The sequence below is a fragment of the Brevundimonas sp. LM2 genome (genome assembly GCF_002002865.1).
GTDB lineage: Bacteria > Pseudomonadota > Alphaproteobacteria > Caulobacterales > Caulobacteraceae > Brevundimonas.
In genome coordinates this window covers 389,841-409,126 of record NZ_CP019508.1, presented here as the reverse complement: position 1 = coordinate 409,126, position 19,286 = coordinate 389,841, and the positions used below count along the sequence as shown (strand labels likewise).

The following is a 19,286-nucleotide window of genomic DNA, read 5'->3' as shown; positions in this document are numbered from 1 at the left end:
CCCGCTCAGGCTGCCTGCCCGTCGAGGACTGTCTGAACCGGATGGCGGCGCAGCACCGCCTCCAACACGGTCGGCTGATCCACCGGCGCGAAGACGCGCGGCGTAAAGGCGATGATCTCGACAAAACATCCCAGGGCCACGAGCGCGTCCCGATCGGTGCGCCCCCCGACGATCTCTATGCGCCAGCGGTCCATGACGCGGGACCGCTTCAGCCACAGCCCACCCTCAAGCGATAGCTGGATGTTGCGGTCCAGAATCGTGGCGGCGGTTCTCGTGCCGTCCGCCCAGACCTCGCCGACATCGGTCAGGCCCAGACTCGACTTCAGCGCCCTGGCCTGGACGCCGTCCAGAACTCGTCCGAGCCAGCGCCGCCCGTCCGGCGCCCGGACCCGGCGAACCGAGCAACCCCGCGCCGGCAAGCGGCCCCAGATCGGCAAGAGCAATCCTGTGGCAAGCGTCAGTTCGCGCGTCCGCCAGGGGTCGGTCCCGGCGACTTCTTGGTCCCAGACCCGCCGCCAGGTCGAGACCTCCGCGGGCTTCCACGCCGACTCCTCGAACGTCTTCTCGGCCATCGTCTGGCGGTCGTCGGGCCGAACGAGCCTCACTGCGGTGATCAGGCGGTTCTCATCCGTCGAGGTGGTCAGACCCAATTCGGCGATCGCCGCGCGGCCGGATTTCTCGTTGATAACCAGTTGATGGGCGACGTCTTCGGCCCAGATCAGGGCGTCGTCGGAACCGAGGATCTCGCGCCGGACCTTCAACGAGAAGGTCACCAGAGCCGTCTCGGCGCCGGTCGAGACATCGGTCCGGATCACTTCCTGATCCGTGACCTCCAGTTCCTCGGCCTCGATGTCCTCCAGCCCGCGGTCCAGTTCACCGGAGGCGGCGGCTCGATCGAGGATGCCGGACAGGATGCGGTCGAAGTCCGCGAACAAGGCGTTCTGGTCGGCGATGCGCAGCGCCAGAAGCCGGTTCAGGAAGGTATGGATCGGCGGCAGGTCGTCGGAGGGTTTGAGCCCGCCGTCGTCGTCGAGCAGCTTCAAGCTCGTCTTGGCCACAAAGGTCTCGAGCGTCATCGAGTCCAGTTCCCCGAAGGCCAGCGCGCCATAGAAGACCAGAAGGGCCCGGCGCGCCCAAGGGCTCTCCAGATTGTCCTCGGCGCGGAACAGGCCGGCTCCGGCGGTGCGCCGTTCGCCGCGCGTAAGCGCGCCCAGGGAGTCCAGCCGGCGCGCGATCGTCGAGGTGAACCGCTTCTCGCCCTGGATGTCGGTGGTGACGGGCCGGAACAGAGGCGCGGATGCCTGATGCGTCCGGTGGGAGCGGCCGAGCCCCTGGATGGCAGCGTCGGCCCGCCAGCCGGGCTCGACGAGATAGTGGACCCGCCGTTGCCGGTTCCCCGCCGACAGATCGGCATGGTAGCTGCGGCCCGTGCCACCGGCGTCTGAGAAGATCAGCACCCGATTCCGGCCGGACATGAAGGCGTCGGTCTCAGCACGCGCCGCCGAGGCTCCGCGCCGTTCGACGACCCGGCGACCGTCGCGCACCACCACCCGACGCGACCGGCCCGTGATCTCGGCGACCGCGTCCGTGCCGAAGGCCTCAAGCAGGGCGTCGAGCACGCCCGGTACGGCGGGCAGACAGGCCATCTTCTCGATCAGAGCCGCCCGCAGGACGAGCGCCTCCTGGCTGACGGCGGGCCGCCCCTCATCCATGACCGGGACCATGGTGACGTTTCCGTCGGCGTCCTCGATGGCCTCCATCAGATGGACGGGGAAGGCCTCGCGCAGATAGTCGAGGACGTACTCGCGCGGGGTCAGGTCGATTGAGAGATTGTTCCACTCCTCGGGCGGGATAGACGACAGCCGACGCTCCATCACCGCCTCATTGGTCGAGACGATCTGGACCACGGCCGATCGCTCCGAAGCGAGGTCATCCCGGATGGACGCAATCAGGCTGGGCGCCTTTAGCCCGGCCAGGAGATGTCCGAAGAACCGCAGCTTGGCGCCCTCGAACGCCGAATGGACGGCCGACGCGGCCTGACCGCTCTTCGCCTTGCCCTCATCGTCACTGAGGCCGATGGCCTTGAGCGCCTCGGCCAGGTTGGCGTGGATCAGCTGGAAGGCGTCCGCCCAGGCGTCCCAGATGTCGATGTCGTCCGGCGTCAGGGGGTGCACCAAGGGCTCATACTCGACGCCCTCGAACGACAGCGACCGCGCCACATACAGCCCCAGCGCCTTGAGCTCGCGCGCCACCAGCTCCATGGCCGCGACCCCGCCCCGGTCCATGGCGTCGAGGAAGTCGGCGCGGCTCATAAAGGGCGCTTCCGGCCCGCCCCAGAGACCCAGCCGGGCGGCGTAGGCCAGGTTCTCCGCCGTGGTCGCGCCCGTGGCCGAGACATAGAGGATCCTGGCCTTCGGCAGCCGGTTCTGCAGCGCCAGCCCCGCCATGCCCTGCAGCGAGGCCTTCTTCGTTCCCCGCGCGCCCTTGCCGCCCCCGGCGGCGTTGGCCATGGCATGAGCCTCGTCGAAGGCGATGACGCCGTCGAAATCCTCGCCGAGCCACGCGACGATCTGGTCGAGCCGCGATTGTCTGGCGCCGCGCGCCGGCTGGCGCAGGGTCGCATAGGTGGTGAACAGGACGCCGCGATCCAGACGGATCGCTTCGCCCTGCTTCCAGCTCGAGAGCGGCACGATGCCGTGCGCGCCGCCGCCGATGGCGCTCCAGTCGCGCCGGGCGTCCTCCAGCAGAGCGTCGTTGCGGGAGAGCCAAAGCGCCCTGACCCGGCCCTGGCTCATGTTGTCGGCGACGACGGCCGCGATCTGGCGGCCCTTGCCACAGCCGGTGCCGTCGCCAAGGAAGAATCCCCGCCGGAACGAAACACCGTCTTCGGCGTCGTCGCGCACGAGCGCGACTTCATGGGCGGCCTCGCCCAGCCGGAACCGGCCGGGCAGGAAGGCCGCATGGGCCTCGCCGGCGTAGATCACCGTCTCCGTCTGGGCGTCGGAGATCCGGCCTTGGTTGAGCACCGCCGGCGGCAACACCGGCCGGTAGCTCGGCGCGGGCGGCGCGACGGAGGCCATAGGGCCGGACTCGACCAGAGGCGATGGATGCGGGCGGGGATCAGGCAGACGATCCGCGCCAGGGCATGCGCCTGATAGAGGCCGACGTCCCGGCCCTCGCCAGCCCAGGGCTGCGTCTCATAGGCCAGGTGTGTTGCTCCGGCCAGGAAGGCCAGTCGGCCTGCGGGAAGGGCGAGCCCGCGGTCGCGCGCCGCGAGGAAGGCGGCGGCGTTTAAAGTCAACCGCACGCGCGGACGGGCGGTGCCGCGATCCGGAAGGTTCGCGAGGATCCGGGCGGTCGCCTCCAGATCCTGGGGCTGGTGAAGGAGGCCGTCCCAGACGGCTGTCCCGCCGCGATCCACAACCAGCAGGCCGGTCTCAACCGAGGTGCCGTGTTTGGCGAAAGCGCTCGCGGGAAACGCCACGGCGGCCACCATGACGCCTTGGCCTTCGAGCACCCGCCTCAGATCGGTGTCGGCAAGGGCGGTGAGGGGCACGATCGCCGCCATTCGGCCACCGTCCGCCAGAACCTTGAGCGACGCGATCAGATGGGCCTGAAGATCCGAGAATGGCGGGTTGCAGACCACGACGTCGAACGCCCCGGCGTCCTCGATCAGGTCGGGTAGATGGCGGCCGTCATGCCGTCGGCGCGTTGCCCCGGCGAAAAGCCCGTCGAGGAGCGCGGCACGCGTGGGCGCAAGCTCGTTCAACGTCAGGCTCGCCCCGCACGCTTCGGCCACCACGGCCATCAATCCGGTCCCCGCCGACGGCTCCAGCACACGGTCCTTCCGTCGGACCTGCGCGGCCAGCACCGCGAGGGCGGCGAGTTGGGGCGGGGTGGAGAACTGGTCGAGCGCGACCTGTTCCTCGCTGCGCCGGCTGTGGGTGAGGCCAAGCGCTGAGACCGCGGCGAGCAGCGCAGCGATCTCGGCCGGGGCGTCCTCGAGCCGGGCGATCTGCGGCGCTAGGCGGCGTATCTGAAGCACCGTCGCGGCCTCGATAGCGTCATAGGCGTCACGCCAGGTCCAGCCGCCCTCGGCGTCGGATGCCCCGAACGCGGTGGTCATGACGTCGGCCACGAGGCGTCGATCCAGCGGGCGCGAGCGGGCCAGATGGATGGCCAATGCGCGGGCGGCGGCCAGGATGTTGGCGGGGAGATTCCCGACGGCGAGGTCGGCGAACAGCGACAGGTTGCGGGCGGTGGACATTGCGAAGGCTCCGGTCGCCTGGAGCGGCGGGCTCCTCCCTCTCGGTCCTCCAGGCTCGCTTCACCCCGCCCTTCCTTCGTCTCCCCGACAGTCGGGTCGGCGCTCACGACGACAGAGAAACACCGCCCCGGCAGGTCGCCGGCGCGATGTTTCCGTGGACGGAAGATCAGGCGGCGGCAGAGTTCAGGGCCGCCTCGCCCTCCGCGGTGACGACGAAGGCGCCAGCCCCCTCGTCGTCCCCATCGACGCCATCGCCGGCGGCTTGGTCCTTGATGTGCGGGGCGCCCTGATCGGCGTCGATCGGGGCGGCCCAGGACAGGGCGGCCGGAGCCCAGGTCCGTTGCGCGGCCTGTTCGGCCACCCAGTCGACCAGCTCGGTCTTGCGGAGCGTCTTCGCCCGCTCGTCCTCGGCGCCCATGGTCTCGAGCATGCCGGTCAGCAGGCCCTTGGAGTGGGGCTGCAGGAAGGGGGCGTCGGGCGTCCAGTGAAGAGTGATGTCCGCCTGGCAGAGAGCGGCCAGCTCCGCCGCCTCGGCCCGGGCGCTGCGGCGGATGGAGAAGGTCTTCTCCTCCCGAACGTCGAGGCTGATGGCGGTCAACTCCGCCAGCAATCCCATCTTCTCGCCGTGGGGAAGGCCTTGGACCCAGGCGATGACGGTCTCGCCGGACGCTTCCCATGCCGTGCGACGATCCTCGAGCCGTCGACGAACATCCCCATCCAGAGCCTCGATGACCCGGCTGTTGGCGGGATTGAACCCGCTCGCCGTGATGGCCAGGGCCGAGTCCGTTCGCGTCACGTGAGCGCGTCGCACAAGGACGGTGAACAGCCGCGCAATCAACGCTGTAAGCGCCGCCCCGGGATCGTCGGCCAGGGCACGGATAAGCCCTCGCGTCGCCACGTCGGTCCGCACGGCATGAAGGGCATGGTTGACACCCTCGGTGTCCGGCTCCGGAGCGTCGACTTCCGGCGGGACATAGGCCGGTGGCGCCGAGGTCCGACGTGCATCCTCCCGCGCGGCATCCTCAGCCCCGTCGTCGATCTCGGGTTCCTCCGGCGTGTAGCAGCGGACTTCGACGCCTGCCTCCGCGGCCGGCCACAGGACCATCGTGGTCACGAGCCGGCCCCCGCATCCAGTCTGGTCTGAGGCGATCCTGGCGTGGATCATGTCGACGATCGCCAGATCGGCGACGTCGGGGTGCTCGACGTCCGCCAGGGCGATGCGGGCCTTCTCGGTCCGGTCGTTGAACACCTCCCGCTGCGCCCGGTAGCGCGCCATCTCTTCGGCGGGGAGTGAACCGCCATACACATAACCGAGCGCCTCAAGATCATCGGGAAGCTCTGGCTCCGGGCCGGCAGTCACGTGAACCGAGATCCCTTCGGCCTCGATCACGGCCGCGATCCCGCGTGCGCGACGGGTCCAGACGTCGGTCAGAATATCCGGGTCGAGCAGAACAGGAGGCAGTTCGCCGAACAGGTCGGTCTCGGTGCGGCCTCCGGCGACGGCATAGGCCCGAGGATCGACCAGGGCGCAGCGGCGATCGCGCGTGGTGACACGGCTGTCGTCGAGACGTTCGCTGACCCGCCATTCCTGAAACCCATGGCCGTCCAAGGTCATCTGGGCGAGATCCTCCTGCTCCTGGCGATCCGGCAGCCGTGCCAGCAACCGGGTCTGGCGAAGGGTGATGCGGCCCGCCTTCAGCGCCACCAAAGCGGCGGGCGCGACGCCGGACAGGGCCGCCAATCGCTTGATCTCGATCTCGTCGTAACCGAGCGCCCGCGCCATGGCCGTAATCGTCAGTTTCGACTTCAGCATCCGGCCGATGGCCGCGATGACGTCGGCCACATGGACCGGGACGGCGGTGTTGGTCAAAAGGATCGCCGCCGCCTGGCGCGCCGGATCGGTCTCGACATAGGTGCGGACCGGATAGTCCTCGTCGATGTCGCCAGCCTCGAGCAGGATGGCCAGAGCCAGACGACGCCGGCGCCCATCGAGAGCCATGAAGGCCTGCTCCTTCTTGCCGCGCCCGGGACGGACGGTGACGGGTTGAAGCTGTCCGGCCGCCTTCAGGGTGGCGGCCAGGGTCGGAATGTCGTCATCCGGCGGTTCGCCATGGCGCAGGTTCTCGCGCGCGATGCCGAGGTCGCCCAGGCGCACGATACGTTCCACAGGCGTGAAGATGACGGCCGAGGGCGTGGTTTCAGGAACAGGGGTTGTGGGGGTGATGACGGGAACGAGGTCGGTCATGAGGTCTCTCCTGCCGGGCGACGGGGCCCATCCCCGCCGCTTCGGCGCCCCTCAGCCCCCTCGCTCCGTCCTTTGCGATGCCGCCGCGACCGCGATTTCGTTCCAGTCGCCGAACGGCGGTTCGGGCCATGACACCTCAACCTCAAGACCGTCATGGACCAAGCGGCGGCACAGCCGGGCAGCCGCCGCCTCACCGGCCTGGCCCCGGTCGGCGGCGATCAGGACCCTGCGCACGCAGGCGGGCGGGCTCCAGACGGCCAGGTTGTTGGCGGCCATGAGGGCCCAGCCGGGAAGACCGAACCGCTCCATGGCGGACAGGGTCGTGACCACCCCTTCGCCCACCCGCATGTGTTCGGCGGCAGCCGAGAGGCGAACGGCCGCGCCGGGCGGGACCTGACCCACGGTCTTGCGCGCCAACCGCAGACCGATGGCGGGCAGACCATCGGTCTCGATATAGGTCAGCTCGACAGCCGTCAGACGATCCTCGGCGTCGCTGATCCGGGCGATCAGAGCCGGACGCACGCGCGAACCACTCTGATAGACCGACAGTGGCGCGGAGGGGTGCAGGCGAAGATTGGAAGCGGCGGCGCCGGCCAGCACCGCGCGGCGCCGCAGATAAAGACCCGCCGGTCCGTGGGGTGGTCGCTCCGTCGTCGCGGTCCACAGACGCGACGCGGTCTCGACGCGAAGGCGAAGGTCCGGCCGGGGCGAAGACGCTCGCGCCCGCCCGTCGCCGGTGAGCCGGCCGGCGTCGTCGAGGAAGCCTCGAGCGCGGAGATAATCCCGGGCGGTCCGCCAATCGGCGCCGCCAAACCCATAGATGATGACCCGGTCGTTGGTCAGCATCAGCGAGACCGATCGGTCGTCGGCGCTATGACCGGGCGCGGGGATGCTCGCCCGCGAGCCCCCGGCGTAGAGGTCTCCACCCAAGGCGGCGACGATGGCATGCAAGGTCATGATCAGCCTCAAATCAGGCCGAGCTGTTTGAAGCTCGCTGTGCCCAGGCGGCCGATGACGAGATGATCATGGACCTGCAGGCCGAAAACGCGGGCGGCGTCCACGATCTGCCGGGTCATCTCGATATCCGCCCGGGATGGCGCCGGATCGCCCGACGGATGATTGTGGACGAGGATGAGCGCTGAGGCCGAAAGTTCGAGCGCCCGCCGGATGACTTCCCGGGGATAGACGGGCGCGTGATCCACCGTGCCTTCGGCCAGGAATTCGTCTCGGAGAAGGATGTTCTTCTTGTCGAGATACAGGGTGCGGAACTGCTCTCTGGGTTCGTGAGCCAGGGCCGAGCGGACATAGGCCACAAGGGCGGACCACGACGACAGGACAGGGCGGCGGCAGGCCTCGGATCGGGCGAGCCTCACGCTCAGTCGGCGCAACATCTTGAGATCCGTGATCGTGGTCGCGCCGAGCCCGGCGGCTTGCGCGAGCTCGGGCGGATCCGCCGCGACAACGGCGGCGACCGAGCCGAACACATCCAGCAAGGTTGAGACAGCCTGCGCGATGTCGCGCTCCAGCATCGTGCGCGTCATCAACAGAGATAGAAGGGTGGCGTCGTCCATCTCCTGTTCCAGGCCGGGCGGCAGCCCGAACAGGTCTGCCGACCGTCGATCCAAAGGGCTGGGTGTCGATGAGGGCAAGGGTCGCATCGCGGGGCTCCTGGGGTGCTCGCCCCGGATCGGGGCGGCCGCCTCCGCCCTTCCTTTTTTCTCCGTCGCCCGTTGGCGAAGCGCTGCGAGGGCCTCAATCTGCGAGCATGAAATGGCTCCTGATCCTTGCAGGCCTGTGGCTGGCCCCCGCGGTCGCCCACGCCGATCCGTGCGAAGGTCGGTTGCCCGACCGCGCGGGCGCGACCTTCTCCGGTTTGGTCCGCCACATCAGGGATGGCGACAGCCTGTGTGTCGGTTCCAGCACCAACCCTTCGACCTGGATCGAGGTCGGCCTCTCGGACTTCGACGCCCCCGAGCTCCAAAGTCCGACCGGACGCACTGACAGTAAACGACTGTCGGGCCTGCTTTGCGAACGTGTCCTGACCTGCATGGGGGTTCACGGTCGTAACGGCCGCGTATCGTCTATGATCGGGTGATCGCTTCACGCCGTATGAATGGTCGAAGGGTCGGTGACCTGCTGCGTGCTGCCGGTGGACGCGAAGGGGGAACTTAGGATGCGATCGGGCGGCGCTCCGGGAGGCCCACGAAAGCGATCTCGGCCCGGCAGGTTGTCCGACCGTGGACCATGTCCGGCCGCCTGGACCTTCCGCTTCCATACGTGCCGCGGGCCGATCGGTGCCGGACGAGATGACCCACATCGGTGAGTGTCATTGACGGCTACGACAAGCATGCGGATCTGGGCCGGGCTGGGCGCGTCTCGTCAGACGACGCAGCAGATCGCGTTCGATGGTTTTCCTCTGATGCGGAGTGAAGTTACGCCAGCCGGGGATTCCGACCGCGTGCGTCCGCAGCCTGCGCAAAACGGAACGGGCGTCATAGGGTGCAGAATCGCCCGCCATCTCGACATTTCCTGTAACGCGCCGGGCATCCTTGTCGTAAGACTGGGGTATGAACGGCCTTCGTCAAAGCGCCAGAGCCTGCGCAAGCGCCTTCGTGGCGCTGCTGGCGACGCTCATGGTTTCGACCGTGGCTCTCGCCGCCGAAGCTGCGCCTGCTTCGATGTCTGCGATGATGACGATGAGCGAAACGGGTCAACCGATGCCTTGCGAGGACACCGGTAAGGCTGTGTGCGCGCCGCATTGCGCGGTCCTCTGCCAGGCCCTGATCGTGGAGCCGATGACGCTCGCCCCTCCTGTCGTCCGGTCGCCGCAGGCGTATCGCTACAGCGAGACGCCACTCACGCCGATCCAGCCGGAAGCCGAAGACCCGCCACCCCGGTGAAGCATCCACTTGAAAACCAGACTTCTCATTTTCAATGGATACACATCATGAAACGCACTCTGACCATCGCAGCCTTCGCGCTGCTCGTTTCCGGCACGGCCGCCTTCGCCGCCGCGCCCGAGGCCGTCTCCAAGGCGGTCGCCTCCTGCTGCCAGGCGCTCGCCGCCTGCTGCGACGGCGGCTCCTGCTGCGACGAGATGTAGGATGAAGGGGACGCCCGCTCGCAAGAGCGGGCGTCCTTTCGCTGATCCCGCCGTCTTATTGCCGGCATTGGCAGCGGGATCGCAGAGTGTGAGAACAGTCTATCGCCTTCGGAGCCATAAGCATGTCGATCGCCAAAACTTTCGTCGCCCTCGCCCTCACCGTGTCCGTGTCGGTGCTTTCGTTTGAGCCTGCGTTCGCTCATGACCCGGCCCAGACTGTTCCGGCGTCGGTCGATGAAGTCCAGACCGAAGCGATCGATGCGGCGAGCGCCGTCGACGCCTTTCACGTGGCGCTTGAACACGGAGACACGGAGGCAGTGCTGGCCCTTCTGGCCGACGACGTCCTGATCTTCGAGAGCGGAGAGGCCGAACGGTCCAAGACCGAATACGCCCAGCACCACCTGGCCGCCGACGCCGCCTTTTCGGCCGCCGTACCCAGCATCCGGTCCCGCCGGACGGCTCGAGCCGGCGCCGACAGCGCCTGGGTCGCGAGCGAAAGCCGCACAATGGGCGAGTTCAACGGCCGCCCGATCAACAGTCTTTCGGTCGAGACCATGGTTTTGCGCCATGAGGCGGACGGATGGCGGATCACGCACATACACTGGTCCTCGCACGCGGCGCGCTGATCTCGCGATCAGGCGGCGGGAGCCGCGGACGCTCCCTTCTGGGCGAGCCAGGCGTCGATCAGGGTGATTTCGCGCTCCTGCGCCGTGATCACCTCCTGGGCCAGGTTCCGCGCCTCGGCGTCCTTGCCTTCCGCGAGTTCCACACGGGCCATCGAAACGGCGGCGACATGGTGTCCCCGCATCTGCTTCATGAAGTCGATGTCCGCGTCGCCGGTAAAGGTCGGCATCGCCTCCATCATGGTGTTCATTGAAGCCTTGTAGCCCTGGGTGGCGACGGAGTCGCTGGGCGCAGCCGCTGCCATGCCGCCGTCCATCGTGCCATGGGAGCCCGCCATGGCGGCGGCCTCCGGCGCGTCCACGGCGGGCTCTTCGGCTTGCGGGGAACAGGCCGCGGACAGGGCGCAGGCGGCGAGGACGAGGCTGATGCGTTTCATGACGGCTCCTTGAGATCCCGACGTTAGCGACCAGGAGGCCTCGTTCGTTCCCTCGGCTCTACCGTCCGGCCCGCGCCAGGAGTTCGATCAACTCGCCGGCCTTGGCCTTGCGATCCTCGGGATCGTCGCCGGTCATGGCCCCCATGACGCAGTGGTCGAGGTGATCCCGCAAAACTTCGGTCTCCACGCGATGGAGCGCGGCCCGGACGGCCTGAAGTTGGGTCAGCAAGTCGACGCAATACCGGTCATCTTCAACCATACGGGAGATTCCCCGCACCTGGCCTTCGATCCGGCTGAGCCTGTTGAGGACTTTGGGTTTCGTGTCGGTTTGCATGCGGCCTGTTCTCCTGAGCACCCCCATATACCCCAGACGGGTATCTTGCGATATACCCCCCATGGGTATATGTTAGCTCTTCGGTCAGCCGGAGAGAGCGACATGTCCACGCATCCTCACAATCATGCCTCGGGTCACGCCTGCTGCGGGGCGAAGGCCTCGGATGGCGCGGCAACGGTCAAGGATCCCGTCTGCGGCATGTCGGTCGATCCGACGGCCACCGCTCACCGAGCCAGTCATGACGGTCAGGACTATTTCTTCTGCTCGGCGGGGTGCCGGACCAAATTCATCGGCGATCCGATGCGTTACCTGAACCCTCCCGTGGAGGCCGAGCCGGCCGTTCCCGGCGCCATCTACACCTGCCCGATGCACCCCGAGATCCGGCAGGAAGGCCCAGGCTCCTGCCCGATCTGCGGCATGGCGCTTGAGCCGGAGACGGTCACGGCGGAGGCCCCGCCCAACCACGAGCTGATCGACTTCACCAGACGCTTCTGGGTCGGTCTGGTCCTGACCCTGCCGGTCTTCGCCCTGGAAATGGGCGGACACCTGGCCAATCTCCACATGTTCATCCCGGGCCAGATGTCGAACTGGATCCAGTTCGCTTTGGCGACCCCCGTGGTTCTCTGGTGCGGCTGGCCCTTCTTCGAGCGCGGCTGGACATCGCTGCGCACCCGGCGGCTGAATATGTTCACCCTGATCGCCATGGGGGTCGGCGTGGCATGGCTTTACAGCGTCGTGGCCGTCGTCGCGCCAACCCTGTTCCCGCCCGCCTTCCTGAAGGCCGACGGCAGTGCGCCGGTGTATTTCGAGGCGGCGGCGGTCATCACCGTGCTGGTCCTCGTCGGGCAGATTCTGGAACTGCGCGCCCGCGAACAGACGTCGGGCGCGATCCGCGCCCTGCTGGACCTCACGCCCAAGACCGCGCGCCGAATCCGGGCGGACGGCATCGATGAAGATGTCTCGCTTGACCAGATCGCCGTCAGCGACCGCCTGCGGGTAAGGCCCGGAGAGAAGATCCCGGTCGATGGCGAACTCCTGGAGGGTCGGGTCGCTGTCGACGAATCCATGGTGACCGGCGAGTCCATGCCGGTGACCAAGGATGTCGGCGACCGCGTCGTGGCCGGCGCGCTCAACAAGACCGGATCCTTCATCATGCGCGCCGACAAGGTGGGCGCCGACACCCTGCTGGCGCAGATCGTCCAGATGGTGGCCCAGGCCCAGCGCAGTCGCGCCCCGATCCAGCGGCTGGCCGATACGGTCTCCGGATGGTTCGTTCCCACGGTGATCGCGATCGCACTGCTCGCCGCCGTCGTCTGGGGCCTGGTCGGTCCCGAGCCCCGTTTGTCCTACGCCCTGGTCGCCGCCGTTTCGGTGCTCATCATCGCCTGTCCCTGTGCGTTGGGTCTGGCGACGCCGATCTCGATCATGGTCGGGGTGGGACGTGGCGCCCACGCCGGCGTCCTGATCAAGAACGCCGAGGCGCTCGAACGCTTTGAGAAGGTCGACACCCTCGTTCTGGACAAGACCGGCACCCTGACCGAGGGCCGTCCGTCGGTGACGGCAATCCTGCCCGCCCAAGGCTTTGTCGAAGCCGACATCCTGCGCCTCTCGGCCAGCCTCGAGCGCGGCAGCGAACATCCCCTGGCCGACGCGATCGTCCGCGCCGCCAAAGATCGGGCCATCACGCTCTCCGAGGCTGCCGATTTCGACAGCCCGGTCGGCCGAGGCGTGCGCGGGACGATCGAGGGACGCCAGGTCGCCCTGGGCAACACCCGCTATCTCGGCGAGCTTTCGATCGACGTCTCCGCGCTGGAGCCCAAGGCGGACGCGCTCCGCCACGACGGCGCCACCGCCATCTTCGTGGCGATTGATGGAAAGGCGGCCGGGGTCATCGGCATCGCCGATCCCATTAAGGCCACCACGCCGGACGCGATCCTCGCCCTGAAGGCGGCCGGTCTGCGGCTGGTGATGATGACCGGGGACAACCGGACGACGGCTGAAGCCGTGGCGCGACGGCTCGGCATCGACGAAGTCCAGGCGGAAGTCCTGCCGCAGGACAAGGCGTCGGTGGTTCAACAGCTTCGTTCGCAGGGTCGGATCGTCGCCATGGCGGGGGACGGCGTCAATGACGCGCCTGCCCTCGCCGCCGCCGATGTCGGCGTCGCCATGGGGGCGGGTTCGGACGTCGCCATCGAAAGCGCCGGCGTCACCCTGCTCGGCGGCGATTTGCAAGGCATCGTGCGCGCACGGCGTCTGTCCCGCGCGGTGATGGGCAACATCCGCCAGAACCTCGTCTTCGCCTTCGGCTACAACGCACTCGGCATCCCGGTGGCGGCCGGCCTGCTCTATCCCGTGTTCGGCTGGCTTCTTTCGCCGGCGCTGGCGGCGCTCGCGATGGCGCTCTCCTCGGTCAGCGTCATCGGCAATGCGCTGAGGCTGCGCGCGGTGAAACTCTAGGCCGACGAGGGAAAGAGGCGACCGCCGCGTATTTCTGAGACATCGTCTGGATGTCAGTGGAGTCACGACATGCGTTTCAATCGTTTCGTTCCCGCCTTCGCCGTGGCCGCGGCCGTGGTCATGACTGCCGGCGCGGTCAGCGCTCATGCGCGTCTGGTCAGTTCGACGCCCGCGGCCAACGCGACCGTGGCCCCGCCCCGTTCCATCGCTCTCACCTTCAGTGAACGGATGGTCCCGGCCTTCTCGACGCTTGAAGTGGTCAACGCGGCCGGCGCGAAGGCCGCCGTGAGCACGACCGTCAGCGAGGACGGCCGGTCGATCACGGGCGCGCTCGCCCGACCGCTCGCCGCCGGAGGCTATACCGTCAACTGGCAGATCGCCTCGAACGACGGTCACCGCATGACCGGTTCCTACGCCTTCACCGTTCGCTGACGTGATCGAGGCCTGGGTCATTGGCCTGAGGGCGGTCCAGTACATCGCCGCCGCCCTGCTGTTCGGTCTGCCCGCCTTCCTGATCTACAGCGCGCGGGCCACCCGGCCCCTTCACTTGGAGTGGCCGCGGCCTGCCCTGTTCTGGGCGGCCGTGGTGCTGGCCGTGGCGGCGCCCGCCGCCTTGGTCGCCCACACCGCGATGATGGCCGGATCCCTGAGCGATGCCATCAAGCCCGGAACGCTCGGCATGATGGTCACCGGCATGGGTCTGGGCATGGCGCTGGCGGTGCGGTCCGCGATTGCGCTTCTGGCGGTGGCGGCGATCGCGATGATCGGACCCGGCCCTCGGCTGTGGTGGGTCTGCGCCGCGCTCGGTCTTGTCGTCTCCGCGAGCTTCGCCTGGACCGGTCATGGCGCGGCCACCGAGGGGGCCGGACACGGGCTCCACCTGGCGTCCGATATTTTGCACGCCCTTTCGGCGTCGCTTTGGGTCGGCGCTCTGGCCGCCTTTGCCGCCCTGGTCATGTGGCGGCCCAAGGAATCATCCGCGCGGGATCTGGCTCTGGCGCGCGCCTTGGCCGGCTTCGCCGGTGTGGGCACGTTCGCCATCGCTGTTCTTCTGCTGACCGGTCTGGTGAACAGCGCCTTCCTGGTCGGATGGAGCGGACTCTGGACGTTGACCGAGACGGCCTATGGCCGTTGGTTTATCCTCAAGATCGTCCTGTTCGGTCTCATGTTGAGCTTGGCCGCCGTCAATCGTTTTCGTCTGACCCCCACCTTCGCGGCCGCCGGTGTGTGGTCGAGTTCGGTGCTCGGTCATCTGCGGCAAAGCCTTTTGGTGGAATTCGCGCTCTCCCTCGCCGTTCTGACCATCGTCGCCGCCATGGGCACGCTCGCGCCGCCGGCCTCGCTGCTATGACGACGCCATGCCACGACTGAGGGATTTGGCTGTACCCGGCGTATGGGACTACGGGGGCCGCAGAGGTGGAACATGACTGAGGACATCGATCGCCTGATCGCTACCGCCCGACCAGCGAGCCACGTCTCGCTGTCAGGGCTGGAGTCCGATGTGTGGCGCCGCATCGAGGATCGGGTCGGCGAGCGGCGGATGGGTCAGGTCCGCGTCGCCGCTCTGGCGATGGCGCTCGTGGTGGGTGTCGCCAACGGGGGCGTGTTCGCACTGTCCGCAAGGGCCGAGCCATCGGAGATGCAGGTGTTCAGCGTGTCGGGGGGCCTTTCCCCGATCGCGATCCTGGGAGCGGGCGAATGAAAGCGGGCTGGCGATCCATCGCGATCACGGCGGCGCTGGCCGCGCTCGCCAGCGGCGCCGGGACCTGGGCCAGCACGGCCTGGCTGATGAAGCGGCAAGAAGCGCCCAGCCTGCACAGCATCGTTCATCATCAACTGGACCTGACGACGGAGCAGGAAACCCATCTGGAGGCGATCGAGGCCCGCTTCGCCTCGCGCCGGGGCGCGCTTGAAGCCGAAGTCCGCACGGCCAATCGCGAGCTGGCGGACGCGATCGCGGTCAGCGAAGGCGACAGTCCTCAGGTTCAGGCGGCGGTCGATCATTTCCACGTCGCCATGGGCGATCTCCAGAAGGCGACCATCGCCCATGTGTTCGAGATGCGGTCGGTCCTGACGCCCCAGCAGGCTCAGGAGTTTGACCGTCAGGTCGTCGGAGCTCTCCTGCAAGACGCAGGGTAGAGCCAGCGTGGATTCAGGGGTTCCACTCGAAGCACGGGCGGCGAAGGGCGACCGGGCCGCCTTCAGCGCGTTGATGACCGCGACCAAGGGCGACCTGCATCGCTTCGTTCGTCGATATATCGGCGACGACGAAGAGGCCTACGATGTCGTCCAGGAGACCTATGCTTCCGCCTGGCTCGCCATTCGCCGGTATGACCCGGGCCGCAGCTTCCCCACCTGGCTCCGCTCGATCGCCGTCAACAAATGCCGCGACTGGGGCCGCAAGCGCACGGTCCGCCGGGTGGTTCGCGGCGTGATGGGCCTGGACGCGCCCGAAGCCCTGGCGGTAGCGGATGGAGCGACGACACCCGAAGACCATGTGGATGACGGACGGCGTCGGGCGGCGCTGGACCGCGCCATCGCTGATTTGCCAGACGCCCTGAAGGCGCCGCTGCTTCTGACCGCCCTGGAGGGTCGGTCCCACGCCGAGGTCGCGCTTATCGTGGGCGCCACGCCCAAGGCGGTCGAGACCCGTGTCGCCAGGGCGCGCGCCAAGCTCGCCGAGGCGCTCCGGCTGCTCTGACGTCGTCGTCGACGCCTGAGGCGGTTCGACGCAAGGGGACCGTCGCGTTCGCGCGTATTAGCAGTAGGACCGTCCGTTCTCCCATCCGGGTTGACGACGTCAAGACAACCTGAGCGAGGACCGAGCCTAGATGTCGATCATGCGACTGGACCGACGCACCCTTCTACGCGGCGCCGCGGCGGGGGGCGGCCTGCTCGGCCTGCAGGGTCTCCTGCCGGCGTGGGCCCAGACCGGTTCAGCGGGACTTCGGTCGGAGTTGCCGTCCCTCGTCGGCCCGAACATCGACCTCACGGTCGGACATTCGCCGTTCTCGGTCGGTGGGCGAACCGGACACGCCGTGACGGTCAACGGCCTGCTGCCGGCGCCGCTGCTGCGCCTTCGCGAAGGTCAGAACGCCCGCCTTTCGGTGACCAACACCCTGGACGAGGACACCTCGATCCACTGGCACGGCGTGCTGCTGCCGTTCCAGATGGACGGCGTTCCGGGCATCAGCTTCCCGGGTATCCGACCGCGCGAGACCTTCGTCTATGAGTTTCCGGTCAAGCAGTCGGGCACCTATTGGTATCACAGCCACTCCGGGCTCCAGGAGGCGATGGGCCACTACGGACCGATCGTCATCGACCCGGCCGGCGCCGATCCCGTCGCCTATGACCGCGAGCATGTCCTGGTCCTGTCGGACTGGAGCTTCATGCATCCCCACGAGATCCTGGCGAAGCTGAAGAAGAGCCCCGGCTACTTCAACCGCCAGCGGACGACCCTGTCCGGCCTGCTCTCAGGCGCGGACGGCATGAGCCTCGAGGAGCGGCGCATGTGGGGGCAGATGCGGATGGATCCGCGTGACATCTCGGATGTGAACGGAACCACCTACACCTTCCTGGTCAACGGCCATGGCCCGGAAGAGAACTGGACCGGCCTGTTTCGTCCCGGCGAACGCGTGCGCCTGCGCGTCATCAACGCCTCGGCGATGTCGATCTTCAACGTGCGAATTCCCGGCCTGCCGATGACCGTGGTCCAGGCCGACGGCGATCATATCCGACCCGTCGAGGTCGACGAGTTCCAGATCTCAGTCGCCGAAACCTATGACGTCATCGTCCAGCCCAATGAGGACCGCGCCTATACCATCGTGTCGGAAGCGATCGACCGCTCGGGCATGGGCCGCGCCACGCTCGCCCCGCGCCTCGGCATGACTGCGGAGGTTCCGCCGCTCCGCGAGGTTCCGACCCTGACCATGCGTGACATGGGCATGGGCGGGATGGATCACAGCGGGATGGCGGGCATGGACCATGGCGGCATGGCCGGAATGGACGATGGCGCGATGTCCGGCATGGATCACGCGGCCATGGGGCAGACCCCGGCCGCCGCTCCCGCATCCGATATGGCGGGCATGGGCGCGATGAACATGCGAGACCCCGAAAACGCGCCGGCCGACATGGCGGTGGGCGTGGGCGTCGACATGATCGCCATGGCGCCCGCCAACCGGCTGGGCGATCGCCCTATCGGCCTCGAAACGGTCGATCACCGCGTGCTGGTCTATACCGATCTGGTTTCGCTCCAGCCGAACAAGGATCGCCGTCCGCCGTCCCGAACGATGGAAATCCATCTCACCGGCAATATGGAACGGTTCATGTGGGGTTTCGACGGCCGCAAATTCAGCGAACTGGTCGAACCGATCCGCTTCGAGCGGAATGAACGGGTCCGCGTCACGCTGGTGAACGACACCATGATGGGGCACCCGATCCATCTGCACGGGCATTTCTTCGAACTGGTGACGGGCGGGCCCGAAGGCCACCAACCGCTGAAGCACACGGTCAACGTCGCGCCTGGCGGCAAAGTGACCTTCGATCTGACCGCCGACGCACCCGGAGACTGGGCCTTCCACTGCCACATGCTGATGCACATGCACGCCGGCATGTTCAACGTGGTGACTGTGCGGCCCATGGACGGAGCCGCCTGATGAACCGCCTCGCCATCGCACTCGCCCCCTTGATCCTCGCCGCCGGCGCCTTCAGCGCCCAGGCCCAAGACCCGCACGCGGGCCATGTTATGCCGGCGACCCCGGCGCCGACGCCGACGCGGCCCGCGCCCGAACAGGTCTCCGAGCCTCAGACCCCCGCCCGGCCGGCGGCGCAGGATCCGCACGCGGGTCATGTCATGCCGCCCGCGCAGACGCCGCCCGCAGCCGATCCTCATGCGGGTCACGACATGTCGACCATGGCGCCGGCTCAGCCTGATCCGCACGCCGGGCACGACATGTCCACCATGCAACCCGCCCAGGCGGACCCTCATGCCGGACACGATATGTCGGCGATGAGCATGGGGCCGCCGGATGTCCCGACCAGCGCGGACGATTCCGGCCGACCTCCAGAAGCGCCGGTTCCGGCCGCCGCCCTGAGCGGCCCGACGCACGCCGCCGACCTGGTCTTCGGCACGGAGGCGATGGACGCATCACGCCAGACGCTGATCGCCGAGAACGGCGACGTGCGCACCACGGCCGTCATCATCGATCGCCTTGAAGCCGGCTTCGGCGATGGCGGCGACACCTACCTTTGGGATGTCCAGGGATGGAGCGGCGGCGACATCAACCGGTTCTGGTGGAAGTCCGAGGGCGAAGGCGACTTCGACGGCGCTCTGGAGGAGGCCGAAGTCCAAGCTCTCTACAGCCGCGCCATCACGCCGTTCTGGGACGTGCAGGCCGGCGTGCGCCAGGACTTCCGTCCTGACGGCGACGACACCACCCATCTGGTCCTGGGACTCCAGGGACTGGCCCCCTATTGGTTCGAAATCGACGCGGCCGCCTTCTTGTCCACGAAGGGCGACCTGACCGCTCGCGTCGAAGCCGAATACGATCAGCGCCTCACCCAGCGCCTGATCCTTCAGCCGCGCCTCGAAATCGACGCCTCGGCCAGCGATATTCCGGAACTGGAGATCGGCTCGGGCCTCTCTTCGATCGAGGCGGGCCTGAGACTGCGCTACGAATTCCGCAAGGAGTTCGCCCCCTACGTCGGCGTCGAGTGGAGCCGTTCGTTCGGCGACACAGCCGATTACATCAAAGCCCGCGGCGGCGAGGCAGACGACACGCGTTTCGTCGTCGGCCTCAAGGCCTGGTTCTAATCCAAAGG

17 protein-coding genes and 1 pseudogene are annotated in these 19,286 nt (G+C 67.9%); 12 read left to right on the top strand and 6 right to left on the bottom strand.

The features are described 5' to 3' along the window. Positions 1–5 precede the first annotated feature (5 nt). From BZG35_RS02095 to radC, 4 genes and pseudogenes are all read right to left on the bottom strand, one after another. Positions 6–4,267 (bottom strand): annotated as a pseudogene (locus BZG35_RS02095) (strawberry notch-like NTP hydrolase domain-containing protein). A gap of 166 nt (positions 4,268–4,433) precedes the next feature. Beyond that, positions 4,434–6,512, bottom strand: coding sequence for a ParB N-terminal domain-containing protein (locus tag BZG35_RS02090; RefSeq protein WP_077354132.1), 2,079 nt, complete (start codon positions 6,510–6,512; stop codon positions 4,434–4,436). 51 nt (positions 6,513–6,563) lie between these two features. Continuing rightward, positions 6,564–7,469 (bottom strand): toprim domain-containing protein, encoded by a 906-nt coding sequence (locus BZG35_RS02085; protein WP_077357738.1) that lies wholly within the window; start codon positions 7,467–7,469, stop codon positions 6,564–6,566. Positions 7,470–7,477: 8 nt separating this feature from the next. Further along, complete coding sequence (radC, locus tag BZG35_RS02080) at positions 7,478–8,083, bottom strand: DNA repair protein RadC (protein ID WP_253189237.1); 606 nt, start codon at positions 8,081–8,083, stop codon at positions 7,478–7,480. A gap of 194 nt (positions 8,084–8,277) precedes the next feature. On the opposite strand from radC, the gene BZG35_RS02075 reads away from it, so the two are divergent. The 4 genes from BZG35_RS02075 (at position 8,278) to BZG35_RS02065 (ending at position 10,241) form a co-directional block, all read left to right on the top strand. Next, entirely contained in the window at positions 8,278–8,607 is a 330-nt protein-coding gene (locus tag BZG35_RS02075) for a nuclease (protein ID WP_253189236.1), read from the top strand. Positions 8,608–9,079: 472 nt separating this feature from the next. Next, on the top strand, positions 9,080–9,412 hold the full coding sequence (locus BZG35_RS02070) for a hypothetical protein (RefSeq protein ID WP_077354130.1): 333 nt from the start codon (positions 9,080–9,082) through the stop codon (positions 9,410–9,412). A gap of 47 nt (positions 9,413–9,459) precedes the next feature. Beyond that, a complete protein-coding gene (locus tag BZG35_RS17495; protein ID WP_171981852.1) occupies positions 9,460–9,615 on the top strand; it encodes a hypothetical protein in 156 nt (51 codons plus the stop codon). A gap of 122 nt (positions 9,616–9,737) precedes the next feature. Then, a complete protein-coding gene (locus BZG35_RS02065; RefSeq protein WP_077354129.1) occupies positions 9,738–10,241 on the top strand; it encodes a nuclear transport factor 2 family protein in 504 nt (167 codons plus the stop codon). A gap of 8 nt (positions 10,242–10,249) precedes the next feature. On the opposite strand, the gene BZG35_RS02060 is transcribed toward BZG35_RS02065, so the two are convergent. Then, positions 10,250–10,675: a DUF305 domain-containing protein gene (locus BZG35_RS02060; RefSeq protein ID WP_077354128.1), complete on the bottom strand. Its 426-nt coding sequence runs from the start codon at positions 10,673–10,675 to the stop codon at positions 10,250–10,252. Between the two features lie 58 nt (positions 10,676–10,733). Further along, positions 10,734–11,009 carry a metal-sensitive transcriptional regulator gene (locus BZG35_RS02055; RefSeq protein WP_040349360.1) on the bottom strand — a complete coding sequence of 92 codons (276 nt, stop codon included), beginning with the start codon at positions 11,007–11,009 and terminating at the stop codon, positions 10,734–10,736. 102 nt (positions 11,010–11,111) lie between these two features. Between BZG35_RS02055 and BZG35_RS02050 the strand changes: the two genes are divergently transcribed. From BZG35_RS02050 to BZG35_RS02015, 8 genes are all read left to right on the top strand, one after another. Continuing rightward, positions 11,112–13,466, top strand: coding sequence for a heavy metal translocating P-type ATPase (locus BZG35_RS02050; protein ID WP_077354127.1), 2,355 nt, complete (start codon positions 11,112–11,114; stop codon positions 13,464–13,466). A 69-nt stretch (positions 13,467–13,535) separates the two neighbouring features. Next, positions 13,536–13,898: a copper homeostasis periplasmic binding protein CopC gene (gene copC / locus BZG35_RS02045; protein WP_077354126.1), complete on the top strand. Its 363-nt coding sequence runs from the start codon at positions 13,536–13,538 to the stop codon at positions 13,896–13,898. Between the two features lies 1 nt (position 13,899). Further along, positions 13,900–14,817, top strand: coding sequence for a copper homeostasis membrane protein CopD (copD, locus tag BZG35_RS02040; protein ID WP_077354125.1), 918 nt, complete (start codon positions 13,900–13,902; stop codon positions 14,815–14,817). Positions 14,818–14,889: 72 nt separating this feature from the next. Then, entirely contained in the window at positions 14,890–15,168 is a 279-nt protein-coding gene (locus tag BZG35_RS02035; protein ID WP_077354124.1) for a hypothetical protein, read from the top strand. After that, complete coding sequence (locus BZG35_RS02030; protein WP_077354123.1) at positions 15,165–15,605, top strand: Spy/CpxP family protein refolding chaperone; 441 nt, start codon at positions 15,165–15,167, stop codon at positions 15,603–15,605. The genes BZG35_RS02035 and BZG35_RS02030 overlap by 4 nt, the downstream gene beginning before the upstream one ends. Positions 15,606–15,612: 7 nt before the next feature. Next, the gene (locus BZG35_RS02025; protein ID WP_077354122.1) at positions 15,613–16,167 is read left to right on the top strand and encodes an RNA polymerase sigma factor; all 555 of its coding nucleotides are present in this window, start codon (positions 15,613–15,615) and stop codon (positions 16,165–16,167) included. A gap of 130 nt (positions 16,168–16,297) precedes the next feature. Further along, complete coding sequence (locus BZG35_RS02020; RefSeq protein ID WP_077354121.1) at positions 16,298–18,121, top strand: copper resistance system multicopper oxidase; 1,824 nt, start codon at positions 16,298–16,300, stop codon at positions 18,119–18,121. Next, positions 18,121–19,278, top strand: a complete 1,158-nt coding sequence (locus BZG35_RS02015; protein WP_077354120.1) for a copper resistance protein B — start codon at positions 18,121–18,123, stop codon at positions 19,276–19,278. The genes BZG35_RS02020 and BZG35_RS02015 overlap by 1 nt, the downstream gene beginning before the upstream one ends. Positions 19,279–19,286: the final 8 nt, after the last annotated feature.